This is a genomic window from Neobacillus thermocopriae, assembly GCF_010975035.1.
Taxonomy (GTDB): domain Bacteria; phylum Bacillota; class Bacilli; order Bacillales; family Cytobacillaceae; genus Neobacillus; species Neobacillus thermocopriae.
This window is the reverse complement of sequence record NZ_JAAIUV010000001.1, coordinates 183,717-210,173: the sequence shown is the minus strand read 5'-3', so window position 1 is coordinate 210,173 and position 26,457 is coordinate 183,717. Positions and strand designations below refer to the sequence as shown.

Annotated in this window: 22 protein-coding genes; 17 read left to right on the top strand and 5 right to left on the bottom strand. The window is 36.5% G+C overall.

Annotated elements, in window-relative coordinates; translation table 11 throughout:
- Positions 1–38: 38 nt before the first annotated feature.
- The 16 genes from G4Z05_RS01090 (at position 39) to G4Z05_RS01015 (ending at position 17,166) form a co-directional block, all read left to right on the top strand.
- Positions 39–731 (top strand): sugar phosphate nucleotidyltransferase, encoded by a 693-nt coding sequence (locus tag G4Z05_RS01090; RefSeq protein WP_163250080.1) that lies wholly within the window; start codon positions 39–41, stop codon positions 729–731.
- Positions 732–779: 48 nt separating this feature from the next.
- Entirely contained in the window at positions 780–1,700 is a 921-nt protein-coding gene (locus G4Z05_RS01085) for a choline/ethanolamine kinase family protein (protein WP_163250079.1), read from the top strand.
- Between the two features lie 92 nt (positions 1,701–1,792).
- On the top strand, positions 1,793–2,479 hold the full coding sequence (locus tag G4Z05_RS01080) for a sugar phosphate nucleotidyltransferase (protein WP_163250078.1): 687 nt from the start codon (positions 1,793–1,795) through the stop codon (positions 2,477–2,479).
- Between the two features lie 245 nt (positions 2,480–2,724).
- Positions 2,725–3,531 carry a C40 family peptidase gene (locus G4Z05_RS16330; RefSeq protein ID WP_205597386.1) on the top strand — a complete coding sequence of 269 codons (807 nt, stop codon included), beginning with the start codon at positions 2,725–2,727 and terminating at the stop codon, positions 3,529–3,531.
- 328 nt (positions 3,532–3,859) lie between these two features.
- Entirely contained in the window at positions 3,860–3,988 is a 129-nt protein-coding gene (locus G4Z05_RS16580) for a hypothetical protein (protein WP_276207616.1), read from the top strand.
- 265 nt (positions 3,989–4,253) lie between these two features.
- The gene (locus G4Z05_RS01065; RefSeq protein WP_163250077.1) at positions 4,254–5,528 is read left to right on the top strand and encodes a nucleotide sugar dehydrogenase; all 1,275 of its coding nucleotides are present in this window, start codon (positions 4,254–4,256) and stop codon (positions 5,526–5,528) included.
- Positions 5,529–5,534: 6 nt separating this feature from the next.
- Positions 5,535–6,242 (top strand): WecB/TagA/CpsF family glycosyltransferase, encoded by a 708-nt coding sequence (locus G4Z05_RS01060; protein ID WP_163250076.1) that lies wholly within the window; start codon positions 5,535–5,537, stop codon positions 6,240–6,242.
- Positions 6,243–6,305: 63 nt separating this feature from the next.
- Complete coding sequence (locus G4Z05_RS01055; RefSeq protein WP_163250075.1) at positions 6,306–7,046, top strand: LicD family protein; 741 nt, start codon at positions 6,306–6,308, stop codon at positions 7,044–7,046.
- 64 nt (positions 7,047–7,110) lie between these two features.
- Positions 7,111–8,571 (top strand): oligosaccharide flippase family protein, encoded by a 1,461-nt coding sequence (locus G4Z05_RS01050; RefSeq protein ID WP_163250074.1) that lies wholly within the window; start codon positions 7,111–7,113, stop codon positions 8,569–8,571.
- 358 nt (positions 8,572–8,929) lie between these two features.
- On the top strand, positions 8,930–9,334 hold the full coding sequence (locus G4Z05_RS01045) for a GtrA family protein (protein ID WP_163250073.1): 405 nt from the start codon (positions 8,930–8,932) through the stop codon (positions 9,332–9,334).
- A gap of 180 nt (positions 9,335–9,514) precedes the next feature.
- Positions 9,515–10,957 carry a flippase gene (locus G4Z05_RS01040; RefSeq protein ID WP_163250072.1) on the top strand — a complete coding sequence of 481 codons (1,443 nt, stop codon included), beginning with the start codon at positions 9,515–9,517 and terminating at the stop codon, positions 10,955–10,957.
- Positions 10,958–11,121: 164 nt separating this feature from the next.
- Positions 11,122–12,186 (top strand): glycosyltransferase, encoded by a 1,065-nt coding sequence (locus tag G4Z05_RS01035; protein WP_163250071.1) that lies wholly within the window; start codon positions 11,122–11,124, stop codon positions 12,184–12,186.
- Positions 12,187–12,203: 17 nt separating this feature from the next.
- Positions 12,204–13,646: an O-antigen ligase family protein gene (locus G4Z05_RS01030; RefSeq protein ID WP_163250070.1), complete on the top strand. Its 1,443-nt coding sequence runs from the start codon at positions 12,204–12,206 to the stop codon at positions 13,644–13,646.
- Positions 13,647–13,792: 146 nt separating this feature from the next.
- Complete coding sequence (locus tag G4Z05_RS01025; protein ID WP_163250069.1) at positions 13,793–14,911, top strand: glycosyltransferase family 4 protein; 1,119 nt, start codon at positions 13,793–13,795, stop codon at positions 14,909–14,911.
- Positions 14,901–15,785, top strand: coding sequence for a UTP--glucose-1-phosphate uridylyltransferase GalU (gene galU / locus G4Z05_RS01020; RefSeq protein WP_163250068.1), 885 nt, complete (start codon positions 14,901–14,903; stop codon positions 15,783–15,785). The genes G4Z05_RS01025 and galU overlap by 11 nt, the downstream gene beginning before the upstream one ends.
- Positions 15,786–16,104: 319 nt before the next feature.
- Complete coding sequence (locus tag G4Z05_RS01015; protein WP_163250066.1) at positions 16,105–17,166, top strand: glycosyltransferase family 4 protein; 1,062 nt, start codon at positions 16,105–16,107, stop codon at positions 17,164–17,166.
- 252 nt (positions 17,167–17,418) lie between these two features.
- Here G4Z05_RS01015 and G4Z05_RS01010 read toward each other — a convergent pair whose 3' ends face one another.
- From G4Z05_RS01010 to G4Z05_RS00990, 5 genes are all read right to left on the bottom strand, one after another.
- On the bottom strand, positions 17,419–17,724 hold the full coding sequence (locus tag G4Z05_RS01010; RefSeq protein WP_163250125.1) for an EamA family transporter: 306 nt from the start codon (positions 17,722–17,724) through the stop codon (positions 17,419–17,421).
- 19 nt (positions 17,725–17,743) lie between these two features.
- A complete protein-coding gene (locus G4Z05_RS01005) occupies positions 17,744–18,094 on the bottom strand; it encodes an EamA family transporter (RefSeq protein ID WP_163250064.1) in 351 nt (116 codons plus the stop codon).
- Positions 18,091–19,827: a DUF6020 family protein gene (locus G4Z05_RS01000; protein WP_163250062.1), complete on the bottom strand. Its 1,737-nt coding sequence runs from the start codon at positions 19,825–19,827 to the stop codon at positions 18,091–18,093. The genes G4Z05_RS01005 and G4Z05_RS01000 overlap by 4 nt, the downstream gene beginning before the upstream one ends.
- Positions 19,824–20,759, bottom strand: a complete 936-nt coding sequence (locus tag G4Z05_RS00995; RefSeq protein ID WP_163250060.1) for a glycosyltransferase family 2 protein — start codon at positions 20,757–20,759, stop codon at positions 19,824–19,826. Before G4Z05_RS00995 ends, G4Z05_RS01000 begins: the two co-directional genes overlap by 4 nt.
- 236 nt (positions 20,760–20,995) lie before the next feature.
- A complete protein-coding gene (locus tag G4Z05_RS00990) occupies positions 20,996–22,063 on the bottom strand; it encodes an LCP family protein (RefSeq protein ID WP_163250058.1) in 1,068 nt (355 codons plus the stop codon).
- A 344-nt stretch (positions 22,064–22,407) separates the two neighbouring features.
- Here G4Z05_RS00990 and G4Z05_RS00985 point away from each other — a divergent pair, with 344 nt between their 5' ends.
- Positions 22,408–26,454 (top strand): bifunctional 2',3'-cyclic-nucleotide 2'-phosphodiesterase/3'-nucleotidase, encoded by a 4,047-nt coding sequence (locus G4Z05_RS00985; protein ID WP_163250056.1) that lies wholly within the window; start codon positions 22,408–22,410, stop codon positions 26,452–26,454.
- Positions 26,455–26,457: the final 3 nt, after the last annotated feature.

Genomic DNA, 26,457 nt, shown 5'->3' with positions numbered 1-26,457 from the left:
ATTGCAGTAAACGAAATGAATACAGGAGAGCAGATAAAATGAGAGCCATTTTATTAGCAGCAGGGATGGGAACGAGACTACGCCCTATTACTTTAACCACCCCGAAACCGTTGGTTGAAATAAATGGAAAACCAATGCTTGAAAAACAGATCGAATTTTTACAGGAAGTAGGGGTTCAAGAAATTATTGTCGTTACCGGGTATTTAGCTGAAAAATTTGAGTACCTAAAAGAAAAATATGGAGTCAAGCTTGTTCATAATGACAAGTATGATGTCTATAACAATATTTACACCATGTATTTGGTCAAGGACTACCTTCCAGATTCCTATGTTATTGATACGGATGTATATTTACATCGGAATTTTCTATTAAAGCATCCGGCGAGCTCCGTGTATTTTAGTGCGAAAAAGCCGAATTTTAAAGGAGAATGGATGATCCGTCACGACAAAAATAACAGAGTAACAAGAATTGAAGTTGGTGACGGTCACGATGAATTCATTCTTTGTGGTGTTTCGTACTGGTCCCTGAAAGATGGGGAATATATCGTCAAAAAACTGGAAGAAATGATTGAAAGCGGAGCCTTTAAAGAGTTTTGGTGGGATGAAATTGTTAAAAACAATCTGGATCAGCTCGATGTCTATTTACAAGAAATTCAACCGGATGACAGCTATGAAATTGATTCTTTAGAGGACCTTGAAAAAGTCAATAAGTTATTGGCTGTGAGTAAGTAAAACGGGTCAGTGTACCCGTTTTTTTTTTCAAAATGGAGGGGAGAAAAAATGGAACCAACATTCATTCAATTATTAAAAGATGCCGAGACTAGTGAAGCTGCCCTAAAAATTGCTTATGAAGCAGTAAGAAATACAGAGCCATTAGGGAGTATGACTAATAAAAACTATCCATTGGTATTGAACGGAAAAAAATATGTTATCCGAATCCCTGGGAAGGGAACAAGCGAGATGATTAATAGAAAAGAAGAGAAATTCAATTCTCTTCTGGCCAGCGAATATGGTTTTTACGCAGACATTTTATTTTTTGATGAAGAGACTGGGATAAAGATTGTCGAAATGATTCCAGGAGCTGTCACGCTAACTGAAGAAATGGTGCAAAAGCCAACATTTATGAAATTAACTGCAGAGATGTTAAAGCGGTTACATCAATCGGATATGCCAATGGAAAACTGTTTTGATGTTTTTGAAAAAATGGAGCAATATGAAAGGCTCATGTATGAAGCGAATGGCCAGCCATTTGATGGGATGGATGAAGTAAAAGCCCAAGTGATGGCGTTAAAAGAATTCTATCAGAAAATGGATATTCCACTTGTGCCATGTCATATCGATCCGGCCCCGCAAAATATCGTCATGAGTGAAGGAAAACTTTATTTATTGGATTGGGAATATAGTGGATTAAATGATCCAGCTTGGGATATTGCTTCCCATATCTTAGAATCGTCCCTTTCTCCTGAAGAGGAAAAAATATTTTTAGCTCATTATTTTGATGGTGAGCCGATTACGGATGAAATGAAACAAAGGCTAATTTTAAATAAAATTTTTCAAGATTATCTTTGGACAATGTGGACGATTTATAAGGAAGCTAAGGGAGACGACTTTGGAACTTATGGTATGGAACGGTTGAATCGAGCACGTAAAAATTTAACTGATCCGGTCATAAACGAACTCCTATGTGAAATGAAGAGATAAATCATTTCTGGTATAATAGAATACGTTGGCTCGATGATGGCACTGCCAACTCGGAAAACGATAAACGAAATAAATACAGGAGAGCAAATAAAATGAGAGCCATTTTATTAGCAGCAGGAATGGGAACGAGATTACGTCCTATCACTTTAACCACCCCTAAATCATTAGTTGAAATTAACGGGAAACCGATGCTAGAGAAACAGATTGAATTTTTACAGGAAGTCGGTGTTCATGAAATCATTGTTGTCACTGGTTATTTAACCGAGAAGTTTGAGTATTTAAAAGAAAAATACGGCGTCAAACTTGTCCATAATGACAAATATGATGTTTATAACAATATTTACACGATGTATTTAGTTAGGGAATATCTTCCAGATTCCTATGTCATTGATGCCGATAACTATTTAAATCGTAATTTTTTACTTAAGAATCCGAAGACTTCCATGTATTTTAGTGCAAGAAAGCCCGAATTTACAAACGAATGGATGATTCGTTTTGATGAACATTATAAAATAACCGATCTCATCCCAGGAGATGGTGAGAATGATTACATCCTCTGTGGAGTCTCTTATTGGACCGAAGAAGACGGTCGGTATATAGTCAAGAAGCTAGAAGAAGCGGTCGCTGGTGGGGATTTTAAAAACTTATACTGGGATGATATCGTCAAGGATAATATTCGTAAATTGAACGTTTACCTCCAGGAGATTCATCCTAATGATAGCTATGAAATTGACTCTTTGGAGGATTTAGAAAAAGTAAAAAAGTTGGTTGAAGAGTAAAACATGGTTATTTAAGTTAAGAACACATTAATTGAATAACTATAGATCGTAAAGCGGGGCAGGAAATTATATGTCTGCCTCGCTTTTTGTCATTGCTTCATGAATAACTTCTATGAAAATAGTCGAAAAATGTCAGTTTTTGAAATATTGCTGTAATAGTATTAATAATGAACTGTAAATTAAATCTAGTATGGTTTATGAGATACTAGAATTAACAAATGAGAGAGTTCTAGTCGGAGGTTGTCATGAAGAAGTTATTAATTAGTGGGTTACTTTCATGTTCTCTACTTCTAGGAGGTCTAGTTGGGGGACATAAGGCTGAGGCTGCATCTAAAGGTGAACAGGCGGCGAAGGTTGGTCGGAGTTTAATTGGGACCCCATATGTCTGGGGAGGTACATCACCAAAAGGTTTTGACTGCTCTGGCTTTATTAATTATACATATAAGCAAGTCGGTGTTTCCTTGCCACGTACGGCTGCAGATATCTATAATGTAGGAAAACCTGTATCAAAAAGTGAGTTGGAAACAGGTGACCTTGTTTTCTTTACTACTTATAAGGCAGGACCATCCCATGTAGGCATTTACTTGGATGACAATCAATTTGTTCATGCATCCAGTGGTGCAGATAAAGTAACGATCAGTTCTTTATCCACATCTTATTATGCTGAAAGATATATTGGTGCCAAACGTGTAGTAGAGGACAGCTACTGGAAGTATTCAAATGGTAAATGGTATTATTATGTAAATGGCGTCAAGAAAACTGGTTGGGTGAAAGATAACGGGAAATGGTATTTGCTAGGTTCTGATGGTGCAATGAAAACAGGATGGGCTTATGACAACGGCTGGTATTATTTAAATTCAAGTGGTGACATGAGAACAGGTTGGCTATATTGGAACGGTAATTGGTACTTTTTAAATTCAAGCGGTAGAATGGCAACTGGATGGGTGTTTACTGGTGGTAAATGGTACTATATGTACGGCAATGGTATCATGGCTAAAAATACAACCATTGATGGATATGTTCTCGGTAAGGACGGGGCATGGATAAAGTAAATAGTAAAAGGCAGAGAGCTTATCTCTGTCTTTCATTTTTTGGAAAAAATAAAAAATGATTCTATTAATTTATTATTTGTTATTTTAGCTGCTTTACAATATTCTATTATTTGAAATGGATAAAATACACATGTTGACTAATTTTGTATTAGAAATGTGATTTTGGCCACCCATATACTGTTTTGGAAAGATTCTGCACCTAAGAAATATTTCATTACTATTTATCATTTAAAAGGTAATACTAAATGGAAACTACCTATTTTGTCTGTGCTAAGTGGAAAAATAAATCATTTGATAGCGTGAAGTTTTATTGAAAATGGAAAAATAAATGGGCGGGTTCAGGGAAGGAATAAATTCTATTATTAAGATTATGAAACGGGAAAAGAGTGAACGGATGGCAGCGAATACGAAAACAGGTTCATATAGACTTGGTAAAGACGGTGCTATGTTTCCATAATCAATGATGAAAGGAGAATGTAGAACGACATTCTCTTTTTTATAAGGACACATTATTTTTTGGATGTGAATATAGTAAATTATTGTGTGATTCTGAATGGTAAATGAAATGATAAGATTCGACATCATTCAGGGCTCAGAGTTTCATTTACATGCGTTTTTTGTTACAATTAGTTGAAAAAAAGTTTTTTATCAGCTTATCAATGTGTATATAAACAGTGAAAGTAAAATATGAGTTTATTGGATGATAGAAAGGAAGTCACTTTATGAATAAAATTTGTGTAATTGGCCTTGGTTATATTGGTCTCCCAACCTCTGTTATGTTTGCCAATAATGGTCTTAAAGTACACGGTGTGGACGTTAATGCCGCTGCTGTACAAAAAATACAAAATAAACAGCTGCATATTGAAGAAAATGGACTAGAAGAACGGCTGATTGCTGCCATTGACAGTGGAAATCTAACGGTTTCCACCACACCGGAAAAGGCGGACGTGTTTATTATTGCAGTTCCGTCACCTATTAATCCTGATAAAACGGCAGATATGAAGTATGTCAAAGCCGCAACCAAATCGATTGTGCCTTACCTTGAAAAGGGAAATCTTGTCATCCTTGAATCGACAGTACCGCCACGTACGGTTGAGGATATCATGTTGCCAATATTAAAGGAAAGCGGATTGGAAATAGGAACAGAATTATTTGTTTCCCATTCTCCGGAACGTGTCATCCCTGGTCGTGTGTTCGAAGAACTTGTTCATAACAGTCGGATTGTCGGAGGTATCAATGAAAAATCTTCAGAAATGACGAGGGATTTATATCGTGCCTTTGTTAAAGGGGAAATTTTCTTAACAGATGCCACTACTGCAGAAATGGTTAAGGTCATCGAAAACACGTATCGTGATGTTAACATTGCTTTTGCCAATGAACTAGCACGAATTAGTGAGAACATTGGGGTAAATGTATGGGAGGCAATTAGTCTTGCAAACCATCATCCGCGTGTAAATATCCATCTTCCAGGTCCAGGAGTGGGTGGGCATTGTATTGCAGTCGACCCATGGTTTCTTGTTGAACTGGATCCGGAAAATGCAAAAATCATTCACCTTTCTCGACAGACCAATGATTCCATGCCTCTGTTTGTCGCTAACAAGGTGAAAACAATTTGTGAGCAACAACAAATTAGCAATCCGAAAATTGCAGTCTTAGGTTTATCGTTTAAAGCCAATATCGATGACATGCGCGAGAGTCCGTCTCTTGAAGTCATCCATCATTTAAGTGATATGAAATTGGAATTGACAGCTTTTGATCCCCATATAAAAGAACAAAATCTGCCACAGCAATCCTTGGATCTGGAAGAAACTTTGAATAAGGCGGATATTGTTTTAATCTTGACGGAGCATGATGAATTTAAGATTCTTGATTCAAAGCAGACCGCGAATCTTGTACGGTCCAAAATTGTTGTTGATACTAAGAATTGTTTACCAAGAGAAGCATGGATGAAAGCTGGTTTTGATGTCCATGTGCTGGGGGATTCTAAAAATAGGTGATTCAGTATGAAAGAAAATTTTCTCGGTGTGGATGTATGTAATTACAATTATGATGAGCTGGCTTCCTTATTAATACAGGATATTGAAAAGAAGAAAAAGTCTTTTATCGTGGCCATTAATCCGGAAAAAATTATGAAGGCCCAAAAGGATGAGGAATTAAAAAAACTGTTGAATTCAGCCGATTATCAGATTCCCGATGGTATTGGTGTCATTTTAGCTTCTAAATTAAAAGGCGGAAAAATCAAAAACCGGGTAACGGGAATTGATATGATGTTAAAGCTTTGCCAAGTTGCTGCCGCTAAGGGAAAACGGATATTTATGTACGGGGGAAAACCAGGAGTAGCCGAGGCGGCAAAAAAGGAACTGGAAAAACAGTTTCCTGGCATTCAAATTGTCGGTACATTACATGGATACGAAAAGGATGAATCCGTTATTCTTGAAACCATTAACCGGCATCAGCCAGAAATACTTTTTGTGGCGTTGGGAAGTCCGACGCAAGAATATTGGATTGTCAATCATATGAAAAAAGTGACACCATATGTATTTCAAGGTGTTGGCGGTTCCTTTGATGTGATTTCAGGGAATTTGAAAAGGGCGCCGGAGTTTTTTCAATCTTTAGGTTTGGAATGGTTTTACCGCCTGGTCAAAGAGCCGTGGCGCTGGAAAAGGCAGTTAATTTTACCGATGTTCCTAGTGAAAACGTTAAGGAAATAAATGTGTTCAAAGGCCTTTCTCAACTCTCAGAGAGAGGCTTTTCATGCGTATAAGGAGGAGAACATGAGCAGGTTAGTGAATCAATTTATCAAGCATTTAAGAGCTAGCCGATTTTACAGCACAGCTAAACAAAATCCGCTATTAATCAAAATCAAGAGAAAATATGATCAAGTTCAATTTCAAAAGCAAAAGGACAGTGTGCATATATATGGCATGGAAATGCTTAGATATATGAAAGAGGCATTTGCGGAAATTGGTGAGGAATTCTGGCTTGATTACGGAACGTTGCTTGGTGCCGTACGTGAAAAAGATTTTATCGGACATGATAAAGATTTGGATATTGGATGTTTTGATTTTGATGACAAAAAGAAAGCCGAGCTTGTCAGGATTCTTGAGCAAAAAGGCGTGAAGCTTTATAAACAGTATGAGATGGACGGGAAAATTTATGAACAGGCGTTTCATCTTCATGGTTTACATATTGATATTTTTTACTATTGGAAGGCAGAAAATGACATCATTTGGTGCTATTTCAGTGAAATCGGTTTTGAGATGGAATTTGAAAATCATCCAACATATCAAATTGCTAGAGGGTATCGGACAAGTAAAGTAACCTCGTATTTTACGGGGTTAATGGATTATGAATTTAAGGGAGAAATGTTTAAGATTCCGGAAAATTATCATCAATATCTCATTGATAACTATGGTCCAACCTATATGCAAAAGGATGAAAATTGGAATGCTGGTGAGTCGCCTGATAATATCGAGAGAATTGATAAGCCGGTTATTGTTAAAGAATATATTTAGGTTTGTCAAAGGGAGCTCCTCCATAGATAGGCAGCCCCTAATTATTGATTAGAGGACTGTTTTTATGCAAAAATCATTACTAAAAAATGCGATTTACAAGATTGCTTTAAATTTTTTTAATTTGATCGTTCCTGTCATCATCGGTGCCTATGTCTACCGGACGCTGGGGCGCGACGCAATTGGAAGTGTAAAGCTGGGGGAAACTATTTTTAATTACTTCTTTATTTTTGCCTCCTTTGGTATTTATCAATATGGGCTACGAGAGGTAAGCCGCATTAAGAATGATCGGCAAAAGGTGGCCCAGCTGTTCACTAGCCTATTTACTTTCAGTCTTCTTACTAATATTGTGACACTGGCAACGTATTTGGCTGTTTCCTTCCTTGGATATGGAGAAAAGGCGTTATTCCCGATCCTAATGGTTTATGCTATCAACTTTTTTCTAAATATCTTTTACGTGGAATGGGTTAACGAAGCCTTTGAAGATTTTGGTTTTATTACGGCTAAAACGATGATTGTCAAATTAATCTATGTTGGTTTACTACTGACACTCGTTAAAAGCTCAGATGATTACTTGATGTTTGTCGGATTGTTAGTACTATCAACTGGGTTAAATAATTTTATCAGCTTTATTTATGTTAAACGAAGAATAAAATTTGATTTTTCGGAGATTAGCTTCCGTCCACATTTAAAACCGCTATTTTTGGTCGTTATCTTTTCTAATGCGAACATCTTGTATACACAATTGGATAGGTTCATGCTCGGGGAAATGGTCGATGAAAAGTCGGTGTCTTACTATACGCTGGCCCAGCAAATTACAACAATGATTAATGCCATTATGCTTAGTATTATTCAAGTGACGATCCCAAGGTTGTCGTTCTTATTGGGTGGAGAGAACAATGAGCAGTATCTCAAACTGCTAAAAAAAATAGCTAAAATCTACTCAGCTTTCCTGTTCCCGGCGGCGATCGGTCTCTACGTCATTTCGGACTTAGGTGTCCGGGTTTATGGGGGAAGGGAGTATGTAGACGCTGGCCCTGTATTGGCAATGTTTTCACTTTATATGATTACACTCGGTTTTGAATCAATTTTATCCAATCAGGTTATTTACATTAAAAAGAAGGAAAACATCCTAGTTCGATTCATATTTGTCGGTGGGCTGGCCAACTTGTTGTTAAATTTCATACTGCTTCAATTGGGGATGCTTGATGCTAAAACGGCGATTCTAACAACTGCCATCGCCAACTTTATCTTAATAGCTTGTGAGTATATTTATATTCGAAAATTCCTTCAAATCCCATTACAGTTATGGTCTTGGACGAATTTCAAATACCTTGTCTATTCGCTACTGTTTATTCCGGTATCACTTGTGATTCGTTCATTTGTTAGCGGGACTATTTGGCTGTTCATACTTATTATTGCAACTTGTATAATCATGTATGTTATCATCTTATGGTTGACCAAGGATGAAATCATCATTTTGATTACAAACAAAATAAAGGATAAATTTTTAAAAAGACGTAAATAATGTCTTTATCGGGAGGATGGAGTCTTTCTAACTAGGAACTCCATCCTTTTTATATGTTAAGAATGTATCAATGTATCATTGAAAAATGACGATTGCTCACCCCTCGATCTTCCCTTACGATAAGTCAACATCAATTCACCTTACGGCTCCTCGTGTTTCCTATATCTCAGTTGAAGAGCACCACAAGGAAAGCTCCGGCAGGATTATCATCGCACGACCGAAAACGATAGCTTTTGGGAGGAAGTCATACGCCGCTAATCAGGGCGCTTTCGCTTTTCTAATAATCCTCAATCGATTTGTTTACAATATACTTGTAACTTTGCTATTTGTTGATATTTATAGGTAAGAAGGTTTTGTTATGTTAAATAAAGAAATAATGAATTATCTTATTTTTGGAGTTCTTACAACTATTGTCAATATTGCTTTATTTTGGGTTATGGTGAGTTACTTCGGTTGGAATTATCAAATTGCAACGGTTTTTGCTTGGGTGTTGTCGGTAGCATTTGCCTTTATTACCAATAAACGATTTGTTTTCAATTCTCAATCATTTGCCTGGTCAGTCATAGAGAAGGAATTGATCCAGTTTTATTTTTTTCGTGTAATCAGTTTGCTCTTTGATTTGTTTCTCATGTATCTATTTATTGAACTCGTTCATGTAGGTGAAATATATGCGAAAGTGATAGCTAATATAGTGGTCATCCTTATTAATTATATGGCAAGCAAGTGGATTATATTTGGGAAGGCAAGGAACTCGTCAAGTTAAGTACAATCATTCAAAAGTACTAGGAAAATCTCCCATTTTATAATAATAAGAATATTGATACCCTATAGATAGGAATTCTTGATGAATGATCTAGTTCATGATTGAATGTTTGTGTTTTCATTTTTTAAGCAAAACTTCGCTAATATTCCCATTGTTATTCCAAAGATATGAGGTTTAGCTATGACCACCATAAAAAAGAATTTGTTTTATGTGCTTATTCAGCAATTTATATTGCTTGGTCTTCCATTTTTAACGATTCCCTATATATCACGGGTGCTTGGTCCTAATGGCGTTGGACACTATAGCTACAGCTTTTCTTACGTGACCTTGTTAATCAATGTGTTTCTACTTGGATCGAATTTGTATGGTGTGAGAGAAATTGCTAAGGTTAAATCTAATTCTGGGCAGTTGTCACGTACCTTCAGCGAAATATATTGGATTCGAACGGGATTATTAATGCTAGGAACTTTATTCTATGTAAGTTGTGTCCAGTTTCTTTGGGAAGGGGATAAAGTTTTTTATTGGCAGACTTTGCATTTTATTGCTGCCTTTTTTGATATTACTTGGCTGTTTCAAGGTTTAGAGCAATTTAAGAAAGTCGTTACTCGTAATATTACTTTGAAGCTATTAGGCTTTGTTAGTGTGTTTCTTTTTGTTAAAGACGAACACGATGTTGTTCTGTACACGATCATAATGGGAGCATCCGTCTTGATTGGAAACGTCGCCTTGTTTTACCGACTTGGTCGGAATGTGCGTTTTACAAGAAGTATGGATGGCTTCAAACGGCATTTAATACAGATGTTCATCCTGTTTATTCCAAGTTTTTCAGCCATGATTTATTCCGTCCTTGATAAAACGATGTTAGGCTTTTTGTCATCAACGACTCAAGTAGGCTATTATGAGCAAGCATATAAAATCGTTTATATGATCTCATCGCTAATTAATATATCTGGGACTGTCATGCTTCCTCGAACCTCCTCCCTTATCGCGGAAAATCAGTTGGATAAACTACATCAGATACTTCGAGACGGTGTCACTTTTACCCTGTTTCTTGTGTTCCCGATTATGTTCGGCTTTCTGGTCATTGCAAAAGATTTTGTCCAATGGTTTTTGGGAAACCAATTTCAAGTGAGCGGGACTATTGCGATGATTATGGCGCCGGTTATTATTTTTAAATCGTTGGGGGTCATTTTTGGGTCCTGGTATCTTGTACCCATGAATAAGAACAAAGAGTATACCTTGCCCATTGTCATTGGAGCGTTATTAAATCTGATTCTCAATTTATTACTTATTCCCAAATACGGTGCAGTTGGAGCAGCTAGTGCGACCACTGTAACCGAAGGTGTAATTCTTGCCGTCCAGCTGTGGTTTTTAAAAAATGTCATTAAGCCCAACTGGAAAATGAAAAAAGGAATCCTTATGTATTTGCTGGCATCTGTTGTAATGGCCATTCTCGTAATTGTACTGTCAGGTGAATGGCCAACCTCTTTATTGCTGAAGATTGTCCTTAAATTCCTTTTTGGTAGCATGCTTTATATGTTGATGTTGCTACTTCTTCGAGAAGAACTGGCTAGGAATTTGGTGAAGAAACTCTTCCTTTTTAAGTTAAGTGTCAATAAATGAAATAAAATAAAATTCAGTTTCCCATCACTCGCCTAAGCGGCGAGTTTCTTTTGTTTATCAAATGGAAATTTTCGACTAATTACTTGCTAAAACGACAGAATCAAGTTACCATAAAATTTGATTCGTAAGAGAAACTCATATTCTTTTGGTAAGAGGGGTTACCATTGACGAAAATACTTTATTTACTAAACTATGTCGGCAAAGGTGGAACCGAAAAATATGTTCTTGATTTGATCCGCTCAGCGGGTCCTGAAAATTGTGTCCTTATATATTCAGAGGAAGGTCCGGGTTTAGAAGACTTTCTTCGTCTCAATCTAAAGATTTTCCAGGTTAACATGTCCGGCCCATTTGACTTTGCCGCGGCCAAGAAAATTAAGCAAATTATCCAAGCAGAAAAAATAACCATTGTTCATGCCCAATTTTTACGAGAAAATTATCTCGCCATTCTTGCCAAAATGTTGGGAGCACGGTGTAGGGTGATTTGGACGTATCATGTGGATGTACCGATGGGCGCTGCTATTCGTACTCTCAATAAATTTATGACTTCATTCAATGATAAAGTTATCACTGTATCAAAGTTTATGTATCATCAACTTCAGTTGAAGGGAGTTTCCTCATCCAAATTAAAATTAATTTATAACGGTGTGGAGGGCCCGAGTGCCACCTATCCAATAACACATCTGTCCGAAAGGCCTGTTATATCGGTGGTAGGACGCCTACGCGAAGAAAAGGGTCAAGTCTTTCTTTTAAAGAGTCTAGCCCACTTCAAAAAACACTACCCTGAATTTAATTGGGTTTGTCATATTTATGGAGAAGGGCCCCAAAAGAACGAACTAGTCTCTTTAGTAAAGGAATTAAACCTTGAAAATTTTGTCCATTTCAAAGGTTTTTGTACGGAAAAGGAAATGCTATATTTAAAAAGTGATATCGTGGTTGTTCCTTCGAGCAATGAAGCGTTATCCTATGTAGCCATAGAAGCAATGTCGTATAGCCGGGTGGTTATAGCCACCAATGTCGGAGGACTTCAAGAGGTTGTTATCGATGGTGAAACCGGGTTGCTCATTCCATATGGCAACACTCAGGAGATGGTTGATGCCTTAGAGAAGCTGTTTAGGGACACGGAACTTGTCCAAAAGCTTTCAATGGGAGGCAGGAAACATTTTGAGGAACAATTCACAATGAAAAAAATGCTGGAGGAAACTTTTGCCCTTTATCATACAGGAATATAAATATAGGAGTTATTTCAATGAAATTATATCAGCGTGAACTCTCAATTCTGTTAATAGGAATATTAGCTGTCATAGCTGGACTTTTAATTGGAAATACAAAGGTAGCACTGGCGATTTCCTTCCTCATTGCGGTTGCCGGAATTTTAAAAAAAGAACTAGGTTTATTATTTTTATTAGTTTTCATTCCGGTTCGTCCTTTTTTAATCACCGTCAATCCAGGATTTAAAATCCTTGGAGATATGATTATCTTTTTCCTATTAGTTAGAACCTTATTTGATTACAGAAAAGATTGGAAAAAACTGTTTTCTTTCCATTCATTTGAATGGTGCTTCTTTGCCTTTGCGGCCATTGGTGTTATATCCGCCTTGCTAACAGGAGTCACTCTTCAAGCAATTATATTCCAGCTAAGAGCATATTTCTTATTTTATATTGTTTTTTATGTTGTTAAAAGAATGGAACTGTCTATGTCAAAAATACGGCTTCTGTCGATCACTACTTTTTGTGTTGCCATCCTTCTTTCCTTACAGGGCATCATTGAAAAGATTTCGAATAAAACGATGCTTATGCCTCAGGAATGGCAAGAATGGGTTTTATCCCCGACCAACAGAATTCGTGTATATGGATTATTAAAGGGGCCGAACGAGCTATCCCTTTATTTAGTGATTGCTTTTATTGTCACCCTGCTTCTGCTTAAACAAATTCAGGGTAAAGTTAAATATTTGGTGTATATCGGTTTAACTTTAATGGCAACAACTATTATGCTGACTTATTCGCGCGGAACATTGCTTACGCTTATTGTCTTTCTTATCCTATATATTTTAGTGAAACGTCAATGGAGACCACTTGTACCAATTGGACTCATTCTCCTTATTTCCTTTGGGTTATTTACTGCCGTTAACCAAGCGGCTAATCAATATTATGACTATTATTTAGCCGAAGATAGCGGTGATATGGAAAAGAGCGAGAAGGGGAAGAAGGTAGAAGAAAAAGAAGAAGTAAAGAGATTTAAAAATGCCTTTTCGGAAGAGACAATTGGTCAGAGTAGTACAAGCGGGCGGATTTACTATGTAAAGAAGGCGATTGAGGTTTTTAAAGACCACCCTCTTATCGGGACAGGCTTTGCCACTTTTGGAGGGGCAGCAACGCTTTCATATTACTCACCCATTTATGATGATTATGAGATTGAAACTAGTTTCTATTCTGATAACCAATATATTCTTATCCTGGTGGAAACCGGAATATTGGGTGTGCTATCCATTTTGATGACCTCATATTTTTTATTGATGATCATTGTAAAACAGAGAAAGGAATTCTACTGGCCGCTATTAGTTTATTTCTTTACAGCAGTGATTGTCGGCGGTACGGTGTATAATATTTTGGAAAACGACACGTTTATGCTTTACTTTTTCCTGCTGTTGGGAATTGCTTTTCAGAAGTGTAAATGGAAACTGGAACAATAGTCTGGAGACAGCTGTAGGCCAGGGAGACATCTCCCGGCCTTTCATTCGTCTCCCATGTTGGTATATGTAACACTTTCGTTAGCTTTTTCGTCAATATTTATTAAAGAAACTATAAGATGCTTTCTATAAGAGAAATGAGGATTTTTATGAAAATCTTTCTAATTTCCAATATGTATCCTAATAAGGAATATCCTAATTTTGGGATTTTTGTAAAAAATACAGAAGAAATCCTAAAAAATCAGGGATGGGTAATTGACAAAGTCGTGCTACATAAAAGTCAAGGTAAAGCCAAAAAACTATTGGCCTATCTCTTATATTATTTAAAAATATTAATAAAAGGTCTATTTGGAAAATATGATGCCATTTACATCCACTTTGCTTCTGTTCACAATGCCTTACCGTTAATTTTTTTAAAAAAATTAAGAGGTAATTTGAACATTATTACCAATGTTCACGGTAGTGATGTAGTCCCACAGGTGGCCACGCAGGAAAAATATATGCCCTATGTGAAAAAGCTGTTGGAAATTTCGACGGTCATTATCACACCATCTTATGCGTATAAAAGGCTGGTTGCTGAAAAATATGGAGTAGGAGAAGTGAAGATTCAAGTTTTCCCTTCCGGTGGGGTCAATAAAAACATTTTTTATCAAGAAGAAAATAAATTAAAGGTATTTGAAGAACTTAAGCTAAATCCAAACTTGAAGTATATTGGTTATGTTGGTCGAATTGATGTCGGAAAAGGATGGGAAATTGTCCTGTCAGCGGTGAAAAAGTTGAAAGATTTAGGTTATTTTCAAGGCTGGAAACTAATTGTGGCTGGGAAGGGGAGCCAGCAAAAGGATTACGAACGGTTAGTGGCCGAGCTAGAATTGGAAAACGATATCGTTTATTTCCCGCTTTTACCTCAAGAAAAGCTACGTAAGATCTATAATTGCTTAGAGGTTTTTTGTTTCCCATCTAGAGCAGAGAGCTTGGGTCTTGTTGGTCTTGAGGCGATGGCCTGCGGGGTTCCCGTCATCGGAAGTAAAGTTGGTGGGCTTTTGGATTACATACGTAATGGGGAAAATGGACTTTTTTTTGAAGTAGGCAATGATGAAGACTTAAAAAATAAGCTGATTCAATTTATGACCATGGATGATCAGCAAAAGGCAAGGATGCAGAAAGAAGCGTTAAAAACGGCGGAAGAGTATGAGGCAGAAGCCGTTAAGCCACAGTTAATTGAAATATTTAAAGGGTATCAAAGGAGCGTTAACGATGGCAATTAAAAAAGCAGTCATACCGGCAGCTGGATTAGGAACAAGATTCCTTCCAGCTACAAAGGCACAGCCAAAAGAAATGCTTCCAATTGTGGATAAACCTACGATACAATATATCGTCGAAGAAGCGGTGGCATCTGGCATTGAAGATATTATCATTGTAACTGGAAGAAATAAGCGGGCAATTGAAGACCATTTTGATTTTTCTGTTGAATTGGAATTGGAACTCCAAGAAAAGAATAAACACGAACTTTTAAACATGGTCAAACAAATTTCGACGATGGTTAATATCCATTATATTCGCCAAAAGAAACCACTAGGCCTTGGCCATGCAGTCCATTGTGCAAGAAGATTTATTGGTAATGAACCATTTGCGGTTTTATTAGGTGATGATATTGTTAAAAATGACAAACCTTGTTTAAAACAGATGTTAGAAGTTTATGAAAAATACCATTGCAGTGTGATTGGCACAAAAATTATGCCGGATGAGGAACTTCATAAATATGGGGTCATTGCTCCGGGTAGTAAAGTAGCCGATAACATTGTAGAAGTAAAAGATATGATTGAAAAGCCAAAAGATAATGCACCATCAAACTTCGCTGTCATGGGGAGATATGTGCTAAAACCAGAAATATTCTCTTATTTAGAAGAGGTGGGAACTGGTTATGGCGGAGAAATCCAGTTAACAGACGCCCTAAGAAAAATGGCGTCCCACGAGAAGATGCTTGCCTACGCCTTTGAAGGGATTCGTTATGATGTGGGAGATAAATTCGGTTTCCTTCAAGCAACGATCGAATTTGCTTTACAGAGGGAAGATTTGAAGGATTTGTTAACCGACTATTTAAAAAAGCTTCATAGCAAAAACTATTTGCCATATTCATAGAAAGTTCGTGAATGCCTTCTTTATAAAATAAGGAGGTATTTACGAACCATATCATCTTAAGTAGTAAAACTAAAAGTTACCGTTTTTTGTCAAATAAAGAAGGTACTTTCTTTTGTGAAACAATATTTGACAGATTAGTAACATTTTTGTATACAAGATTACAAGCGACAGATATCTATTTGCAGAAAAAAATACATATGGTATAATCCAAATGGGCAACTAGGGTAATGAATCTATTAAAAAATTTGTAGAATGGAAATAGAATTTTGCCAACTAATCTATGAAAATAGTATTGGCAGGATAAATCAGGAGGATCATGATGATCTATATCACCTTGATATTATGTTTTATTAGTTCCATACTGTTGACTCCTTTAGTCAAAAAACTCGCCTTTAAAATAGGAGCAACAGATAAACCGAACCAAAGAAAAGTTCATCAGAAAATTATGCCGCGCCTTGGCGGATTAGCCATTTACTTAAGTTTTATAATAGGATTCCTCATCTTTCAGCCAGAAGGTCCTTATGCATTGCCTATTATTCTTGGCAGTTTAATTATTGTCTTTACAGGAATTCTTGATGATATTTATGAATTGTCAGCAAAGATAAAATTTATTGCTCAAATCATCGCCGCAGCTATTGTTGTAGTTTGGGGCGGAGTGCATGTGGAGTTTATTAACTTGCCATTTGGCGGCCAAATTACTTTTGGTTACTTAAGTATTCCTTTGACAATTATTTGGATTGTCGGGATTACCAATGCGATAAATTTAATAGATGGCTTGGACGGGCTGGCTGCAGGCGTATCTTCCATCGCTTTAATCACCATCTCGGGAATGGCGATCATTATGGGAGATGGTTTTGTTACGGCCATGGCATCACTTGTATTAGCCAGCACACTTGGATTTTTAATCTATAATTTTCATCCTGCTAAGATTTTTATGGGTGATACGGGAGCTTTGTTCCTTGGCTTTATGATTTCCGTATTATCCTTGCTAGGTTTTAAAAACGTAACTTTGATATCATTTATCGTACCCATTATTATACTTGGGGTTCCAATTTCAGATACATTCTTTGCGATTATTCGCCGAATCGTTAACAAGAAGCCATTATCTGCGCCAGACAAATCGCATTTACATCACTGCCTATTGCGATTAGGATTTACCCATCGTCAGACAGTTTTGATTATCTATGCGATGGCGGCATTCTTTGGATTGATGGCGATTATCTTCTCACAAGCGAAGTTATTAGGGGGATTCTTTTTAATTCTTGTCTTGTTAATACTGATTGAATTGATTGCTGAAGCTATTGGTCTTGTCAGCAAGAATTATCGACCGTTGATTAAAATGATGAGAGTTCTTCTAATCTCTACTGTTCGAAATAGATAAGGAATGAAAGAGCCTAATCCTCAAAGGATTAGGCTCTTTTTTATTTATGTACGTATCTTTTTGATTTCGGGAATGGGTCTTGTGCAAGCTTCCTTAGCCGTTATTGCTCTTCCCTCATTCATTGTTTCCGTGTGTCTCCCCGTTTTAGAGACCACTAAAAGAAGGTAGTGGCATAAGCCTTGCCAAATCTAAAAGTACTTACTTTTAGGCGGAGGCCATACGCTGCTACCTTGAACAATTGCTTTTTCTTATTCATCTATTGAGGGATAAGAAGATGCAACCGATTAAGATAAGAACTACCCCTAGTAGCTTTTTATTTGTTATTTTTTCATTTAGTAAAAGTCTTGAAATCAAAATGGTCCAAAAGTACGTTACGGATGTAAGCGGAAATACAATGGTGTAAGGAAGTTTCTTTAATAAATAAATATTAATGATACTGCCAATTAAATAAAAGACTCCGCCAATCATTAGAAAAATAAACAATTGGGGGATGCGGGATTTTCCCGATGAACTAGCCTTTTTTAAAAAAAATCCCCCGAATGAACCTAATAGTGTCATGATACCCAATAATAAATAATTAATGGGACTCACCACCAATAATGAAAACCCCACTAATAATGAAAATAACACCTATAATGGCATTCAGACTAATCGTTTCATTAAGAAAAAGTACCCCAAGAATCAGACTAATTACATATCCGATACTTAATAATGGATGCAAAATAGAAAGATTACCGAATCGAAAGGCAATAGTCATAGTAACAGCCCCCAGAAAATAAAGGATAAATCCAATGATTAATTCCATATTTAAGGTAGCATGAGATAGCTTCCAGAATAATTGTCCGAAAGCGGTGCAGAATGCTGATAAAATCATTAAACCAATACCAACGAAATTCGAATTTAATTTGAAAGTCATATTTTCTTTCATTTTGATTCCTCAATTTGTTTAGGATTGATACAGGCGATTAAAGGTATTACAAAGCTAATGAGTACGTTAGCGAATAAATAGCGAAAATCCTGAGCAGGCAGTGCTGCCATGACTGAAAGCATGTTTAAGAGAAAAGGAAAAATAATGATCATTGATTTCCAACCATGCTTCTTAATAATGGCAACTGAAAAAAGCAAGATAATAAACCCATAAAATGCTGGGCGCCAAACTAATTTTATTAACGGTAAATGTTTAGAAAGCTCCAGATATTGATTTAAACTTGAATTTACAGTGGAACTGATAGGAGCGCTTTTCAAGCCATAATCGTTTTCCATTATTAAATTAATGTAGGTGGAAGTATATCCATATTGAGGAGTGCTCATTTGCCATACTAAGGCTGTTTGTTTAATAAAGGCTTCCATTGCTAATGAAGGGTTTTGGACAACTGCTTCTCCCCACATTCGGAAATATTTTGGAAAATCTTCGTAAATTACTGAACGATTATAATCATTCCAGGAAAATTTAATTGGATCGACTGTATGTGGTAAATATTTTTCCTTCCACATCTCAATTGGAAATATACTATCGAAATACTCTAATTGTTCTTTTGTTAAATTTCCATCGTTTTTAATAATATTTGCAATTTGTTGTGTTGGAATAGACAATGCCTCATTTGGATCAGATGGTTTAACATTTAAATAAGTAAAAATTGGCCCAGTTAATATTTGATGAGAAACAACTAATAATAAGAAGATAGGTCCGGCGATTTTCCAAACTGCTCTCCAATAAAGAAGCAACAATGCAATCATCGTTAATACAAAAATTGGGAAGCCATTATGTCTTAAAAATACCACTCCAAAAGAGGATAGAAAAAAAATAAAAATATTCCCTTTGCTTGTAAGCCATTTTCCTTTTGAATGTACAATTAGGTATAAAGTTACGGTAAAAATTAGTAAACTACCACTAAAAAGTACATCCTTCCAAATAATAATGTTGAAAATGCCATAGGAAGGGATGAAGGCAATTATCATACTAGTAAGCGTTAGAATGGACTTCCTAACTCCTAAATATTGAAATTGGTAAAAGGAATAACCGAGTATTAAAGATAATATAGTAATTTGAAACAAGCTGACTATGGCAGGTGAATCCCAAATATAGGACAGCACCATAATCAGCCAGGTGAAAACGATAGGATGCCAATCATTAAATACTTTTGTATGAGCTTGATCCCATGAGGACAAGGAATCCGGAGACATCCCTGCTGGGTAAAAACCAATGAAATAAACGATTCCAGTTAAAAATGGAATGAAGAAATATAATAAAAAGTCTTGAATCTTAGGCTGTTTTAGGTTTCTGTTTTCTAAATTCATGTTAAAAGATATGATCAAGCCGATACAGCTAGCAACGAATAAAAAGCTGCCAATGTAGGTTAAGCCAATTATAATAGTTGAATTATCCAATAAATATTGCTGTGGTCCCTTCGTACTGACTAAAAATAGGATCGCCAGAAGGGCAGAAGAAAAAATCAAAAACCAAGGTTGCTTTTTAGCAAATAACATCTTATCACGTAGACATTTTCTATAAAAAGTAGTGTACACACCACTTATCAGTAAAAATCCTATCATCAAAAATGGAATTGGTACATTTCTAATCGGAAAATAAAAGAAAAAAATCGCTGCTGTTGATAATAAAGAAATAAAAAGTATTACAACAAAATGGATGTAGTTTCTCATTCTTTCCCTCCATATTTAGAGGATAGTCGAATGATCTCCATTTCATATTGTTTTTTATTTAGAGAAGAAATGGTATCTAAGATTAAGCCTACGGCAAATAAAAGCACAGCCAAAATGACCAATCCAACTGCTAGAACAGCAGACGGCACTTTAGTAATATAATCAGTCTTGATAAATTCATAGATTACGGGAAGGCCCACAGCAAGTCCCAAAATTAATAAAACAGAGGACCAAAGGGAAAAAAATTGAAATGGTTTAAATTCCTTAAATAAAGTAAAAATCATATTGATTACCTTTATTCCATCAGAAAAGGTATTAAGTTTAGATTCACTTCCCTCAGGACGGTCTCGATAATCAATAGGCACCTCTACGATCTTAAACCTCTTATCAAGTGCATGTAAACTCATTTCTGTCTCAATTTCAAATCCGGGGCTCATGATCGGCATCGATTTAACGAATAATTTATCAAACGCTCTGTATCCTGTCATAATATCTTTAATATCACTTTTGTATAGGAAATTAATGAGATTTTTCACTAAATTATTTCCAAAATTATGAAACATGCGTTTATTTTCATTAAAATATGTACCATTAGACAAACGGTCTCCAATAACCATGTTTGCCTCTTTGTTCATGATTGGTTTAATCATCTCATGGACAAACTCTGCTGGATAGGTATCGTCTCCATCTACCATGACATAAATATCCACATCAATTTCTCTAAACATAGAGCGAACCACGTTTCCTTTTCCCTGCATGGTTTCCTTTTTTACAATTGCTCCATGTTGTTGTGCGATTTCATATGTTCGGTCAGAAGAGTTATTGTCATAAACATAAATCTTTGCATCCGGAAGTTCTCTTTTAAAATCATCAATAACTTTACCAATTGTTTGTTCCTCATTATAACAAGGGACTAGTATAGCTATTTCCATGGTAACACCTCCAAATTTAATTTTTATCTTTGTTTAAATCTGAACATGGATGTTAAAATACTCAATTTTCTTTGGAAAATATAGCAATTTTATATTTTTTTAGAACAATAGGATAAAATGCCCAAGACATTATATCACAATCTTCGGATGAGGAAAATTGTACTAAATGAGTTTAGGGTAGGAAGAAAAAAGCGGCCGTATCATAGAATTAGATACGGCCGCTACTACTTTTTTTATTATTCAATGTTTATTTTCTCGTTAATGGAAATTGGACGGTCAGATTCTGATTCTGTGTCGTCTTCGGCAGTTGCTGTATTTTCCGAATCATTTAAATGTGATTGTAAAATGGATTTGGTTTGTTCAAGGGATTCTTCATCAAGCTTATAATAATAAATGCCATTAATATATTCATCTGAACCTGCCAGGTTAACGGTATCAACAGAAAGTCCCTTACCAGCAAGTCCATAATCTATTAAGGATTTCATTTCACTAAATGACATATTGGTTGTCATGTTATCGCCTACCGCTTCAATTAATTTTCCATGTTTTGTAATCGACTGGACGGAAACGGCTTTTTTAAGAATCGCTTTAAGGATTTCTTGCTGTCTTTTGCCTCTCATATAATCAGAATCTTTATGGCGTGTTCTTGCTAGGGCTAAGGCTTCTTCACCGTTTAAGGTTTGTAAACCAGGCTTCAAGTGAATGGCTTCATGATTGTCCTCTGAGTCTTTTTCAGAAATTTCATAAGGTACTTCTACTTTAATGCCTCCAAGGGCATCGACTATATCAATAAATGCATAAAAGTTCATTTTAACATAATAGTCGATCGGAATATCTAGTAACTCTTGAACTGTTTCAATCGTTAGTTTCGTTCCGCCGTAGGCATGAGCATGATTTATTTTGTCATTCTTTTTTCTTCCGGGAATATGGACATAGGAATCGCGAGGGATGCTCAACAGTTTTACGGATTTTTCCTTTTGATTTAAGGTTGCTACCATTAGAGCATCTGAGCGGACTGCATCTCCGTATAATTTTTCACGACTTTTACTTGTATCCACACCAATTAGGAGGATTGAGATATTATCCATATCTGGATTTATCATGGTCTCACGCATGGAAGTGGCTTTGACAGGCTGATACGATTTATTTAAAACGGATTCTGCTTTTTTCATTAAGTAAGTTGCGTAACCAGCACCACTTAAGAGAATAATAAGTAAAGGGACAAAAACCCATAGTAATACTCGTTTTTTACGGACTTTCCTCTTTTTTAGTTTTATCCGCTGTAGGCGTTGATATTCGGACATATCCTAACTCCTTTAAAATTATGTAAGTTAAATTAAAACAAGAATTATTTTTATTTTACCTTTTTTTATTTCTTGCGTAAATTGATAATTTGTGTCGAATTCGATGATGACGCCTCCTTTATGGTTTTGCTATTATTTCTGATTTTCCCTTTAATTAGACGCCATTCTACGTATAGATGTTACATTCACCAAATCTAGATTTATATTATTTAGAGTTTTTTTCAATTATACCCCACCAAAATCACTATAAATTTCCTAATTTTTAGAAATATCTATTAATCTTGGAAAATAATTAGTAGAATAATGTTGTAGGCCATAAATTATTGGTGAAAGGCGGAAAAGGTGTGAGAAGGAAAATAAGAAGAAGTATGAAAAGAAGAATCCTTACTACTTCTTTGGTTTCACTGTTAGTGTTTTCGGGAATTCCGTACAATGTTTTACCAAGTGTGGTTCAAGCAGAAGGAACTGATGAAACGTCTCCTACAGCTACTCTGCGTATCTTGGAAACTACCGATTTACACTCCAATATTATGTCATATGATTATTTTAAAGATACACCTGTAACTGACTATGGATTAACGAAAACAGCAACATTAATTAAGCAGGCACGGGAACAAGTAAAAAACTCTATGTTATTTGATGCGGGTGATACCATCCAAGGCAATCCGCTTGCAAGCTATGTAGCGAAGGTTAATAGACTAGGTCCGGACGAAACGCATCCCATCTTCAAAGCTATGAATTACCTAGATTATGATGCCGGAATTGTTGGCAATCATGAGTTTAACTATGGTTTGGATTATCTGAACGATGTGTTAGAAGAAGCAAAGTTTCCGATTGTGAATGCTAACATTTATCATGATGATCAAGATAATGACCCTTCCAATGATAAAAATTACTTTACTCCTTATCAAATAATCGATAAAAAAATTATTGATGATAACGGACAAGAACATAGTATAAAAGTTGGGGTCATTGGATTTGCACCTCCACAAATTATGCAATGGGATAAAGATCACTTAGCTGGTAAAGTGATTGTAAAAGATATTGTGGCTGAAGCGAAGAAATATATACCAAAAATGAAGAAAGAGGGCGCTGACGTGATTGTCGCCATTGCTCATTCAGGCTGTGACATTACGTCGGAAGGTCAAGAATTGGCAGAAAATGCAGTCTATGATTTAACAAAAGTAGAAGGCATTGATGCAATGCTATTTGGACATGCACACTTAAGATTTCCTGAAGATGTTTCCTTTCAAGACAAGTCTGGAATTGATCAAAAGAAGGGCACTATTAATGGGATCCATGCAGTAGAAGCCGGCTATTGGGGAAATAACTTGGGTGTTCTCGATTTAGCTCTTGTTCAAGATAAAAATGGTAAATGGAAGGTTGACAAAGAAAATTCCAAAGCAGCCACTCGTCCAGTCGATGCCCATACGGCCGAAGACGAAAAAATTGTGAAAGATATAAAAGATGAGCACCAAGCGACCCTTGATTACGTTCGTAGCAAAATTGGTGAAACGAAAATCCCTATGCACAGTTTCTTTACTCGCGTGATGGACGATGCGGTCACTCAAATTGTAAACGCTGCGCAAATGGATTATGTGAAAAAGTGGATCGAAAAAAATGCACCAGAATATAAGGATGTTCCTGTCCTTTCTGCTGCTGCTCCATTTAAAGGAGGACGTGGAGGAGTAGGGGACTATACCAACATTGCCAAAGGTGATGTTTCCATTAAGAGTGCAGCAGACTTGTATTTGTTTGATAATACATTAAAAGCTTTGGAAGTCACAGGTGATCAAGTAAAACGATGGATTGAAAAATCAGCTGAACAATTCAATACCATTGATCCGAACAAGGAAGGCTATCAAGAATTACTGGATTACGACTTCCGTCCATATAACTATGATGTATTAGATGGAGTTAAATATCAAATTGATGTAACAAAACCAGCAGGACAACGTGTGATGAACTTAACATTACTTGACGGTACACCAGTTGACCCGAATGGAAAGTATATAGTAGCTACCAATAATTATCGTGCAGGAGGAAGCGGCGGATTAGCTGAATTAAAAAATGCAAAAGTGGTAGTTGACTCTCCATTTGAAAACCGTCAAATCCTCATGGACTATATCTCTTCAAAAGGCACGATCCATCCAGCACCTGATAATAACTGGCAAATTGCTCCGGTAGGAGGAAAGGCCAAATTAGTATTTCACTCTTCTCCAGATGCCTTGGCTTATCTTAATGAAACACCAAATGTAAAAGACCTTGGAGCATCCAAAACGAAGGCAGGGTATCGACTATATGAATTAGTACAAGAAAAAGTTCCAACTCCAAATGAAAATGTTCAAGTTCAGATATTAGGCATCAATGATTTCCATGGTCAAATTGATATAACCAAAACTGTCAATGGAAAGCCGGTTGGACGTGCGGATTACTTGGCTGCTTATTTAAAAGAACGTGAAGCAACCAACCCTAATACATTGTTAGTCCATGTTGGGGATGCCGTTGGCGCAAGTTCACCAGCTTCAGCCTTACTGCAAGATGAGCCTACAATCAAGATCTTGAATAAACTTGGGTTTGATTTGGGGACCCTTGGTAACCATGAATTCGATGAAGGTGTAAAAGAAATGCTTCGCCTCATTCATGGCGGGGAGCATCCTGTTACAAAAGAGAAATATGGGGTATTTGAAGGGGCTGACTTCCCATATGTGGCGGCAAACGTCATTGACAAAAATACGAATAAACCCCTTCTTGATCCATACAAGGTTGTGGAAGTAGGCGGAGTAAAAATTGGTTTTATCGGGGTTGTTTACTCAGATACACCAAGCATTGTCATTCCAAGCGGTGTGGAAGGCGTGACGTTTACGGATGAAGTAGAAGCCATTAACAAATACACAAAAGAACTGAAAGCCCAAGGGGTGAAAGCAATTGTTGTTTTAGCACATAATCCAGGATATTCCAATACAGATGGTACTGGTGCAGTAGGAGAAGTGGTTGACTTTGCAAACCAAGTAGATGATGAAGTAGACATCATTTTTGGTGCTCACGACCATAGATACTTAAATGCAACAGTTGATAATAAGTTACTTGTACAAGCTTATTCTTCTGGTACTGCAATTGCCGATGTTGATCTTGAAATTGACCCTGAAACAAAGGATATTGTAAACAAAAAGGCTGAAATCATTACAACCTTCCAAGAAGGTGTAACACCAGATCCTGAAATAAAGGAAATGGTAGAAACGTTTGTTGACGATGTCGAACCAATTATCAATGAAGTAGTTGGAGTAGCTGCAACAGAATTAACGGGTGAACAAAATGAGCACGGTGAGTCTACTTTAGGAAACCTAATAGCTGATTCTATGCGGGCGGAAATGAATACGGATTTTGCATTTATGAATCCAGGAGGAATCCGTGCCAATTTAAATGCTGGTGAAATTACTTGGGGTGAACTATTTACGATCCAGCCATTTGGCAATGATTTAGTGAAAATGACGTTAACGGGAGCAAAAATAAGAGAATTATTAAATCAACAATTTAATCCTGAAAAAGTTCGTATGCTACAAATTTCTGGGTTGAGCTATACATGGAGCAATGAACTGCCATATGGTGAAAAAGTTCTTGATATTTACCTTCCTGATGGAAGTTTACTTGAAGAAGATGCAGAATACACAGTCACTGTTAATAATTTCATGGCAGGTGGCGGGGACAATTATACGGCATTGCTTGATGGTAAGGATAAGGTGATTGGCCCTACTGATTTAGAAGGGTTGGTAAACTATGTAAAGGCACAAAATGGCCCAATCTCAGCCAAAATCGAAGGTCGACATCTCAAAGTGAACCTCACTCACAAGTGGATAAACCTGAATGGTCATTGGTATTACTTTGACCAAAATGGTAACAAAGTAACTGGCTGGGAACAAATAAATGGTAAGTGGTATTTCTTTAATGAAGAAGGTATCATGCAAACCGGTTGGTACAAAGAAAAGGGTAAATGGTACTATCTGGATGCTACAAACGGTGATATGAAGGTCAACTGGGCAAAGATCAATGGCAAGTGGTACTTCTTTAACAGCCATGGTGACATGAAAACAGGCTGGCACAAAGAAAAAGGGAAATGGTACTACTTGGATGCCATCAATGGCGATATGAAGGTCAATTGGGCAAAGATCAATGGCAAGTGGTACTTCTTTAACAGCCATGGTGAAATGCAAACCGGTTGGATCTATCTTGGTGGCAAATGGTACTTCTTGGATAAAATAAACGGGGATATGAAAACAGGATGGATTCAGGATGGAACGAAGTGGTACTACCTATATCCAAATGGTGAAATGGCTGTGAACACTGTCATTAACGGTTATAGAGTTGGTAAAGATGGAGCATGGATTGGATAAACT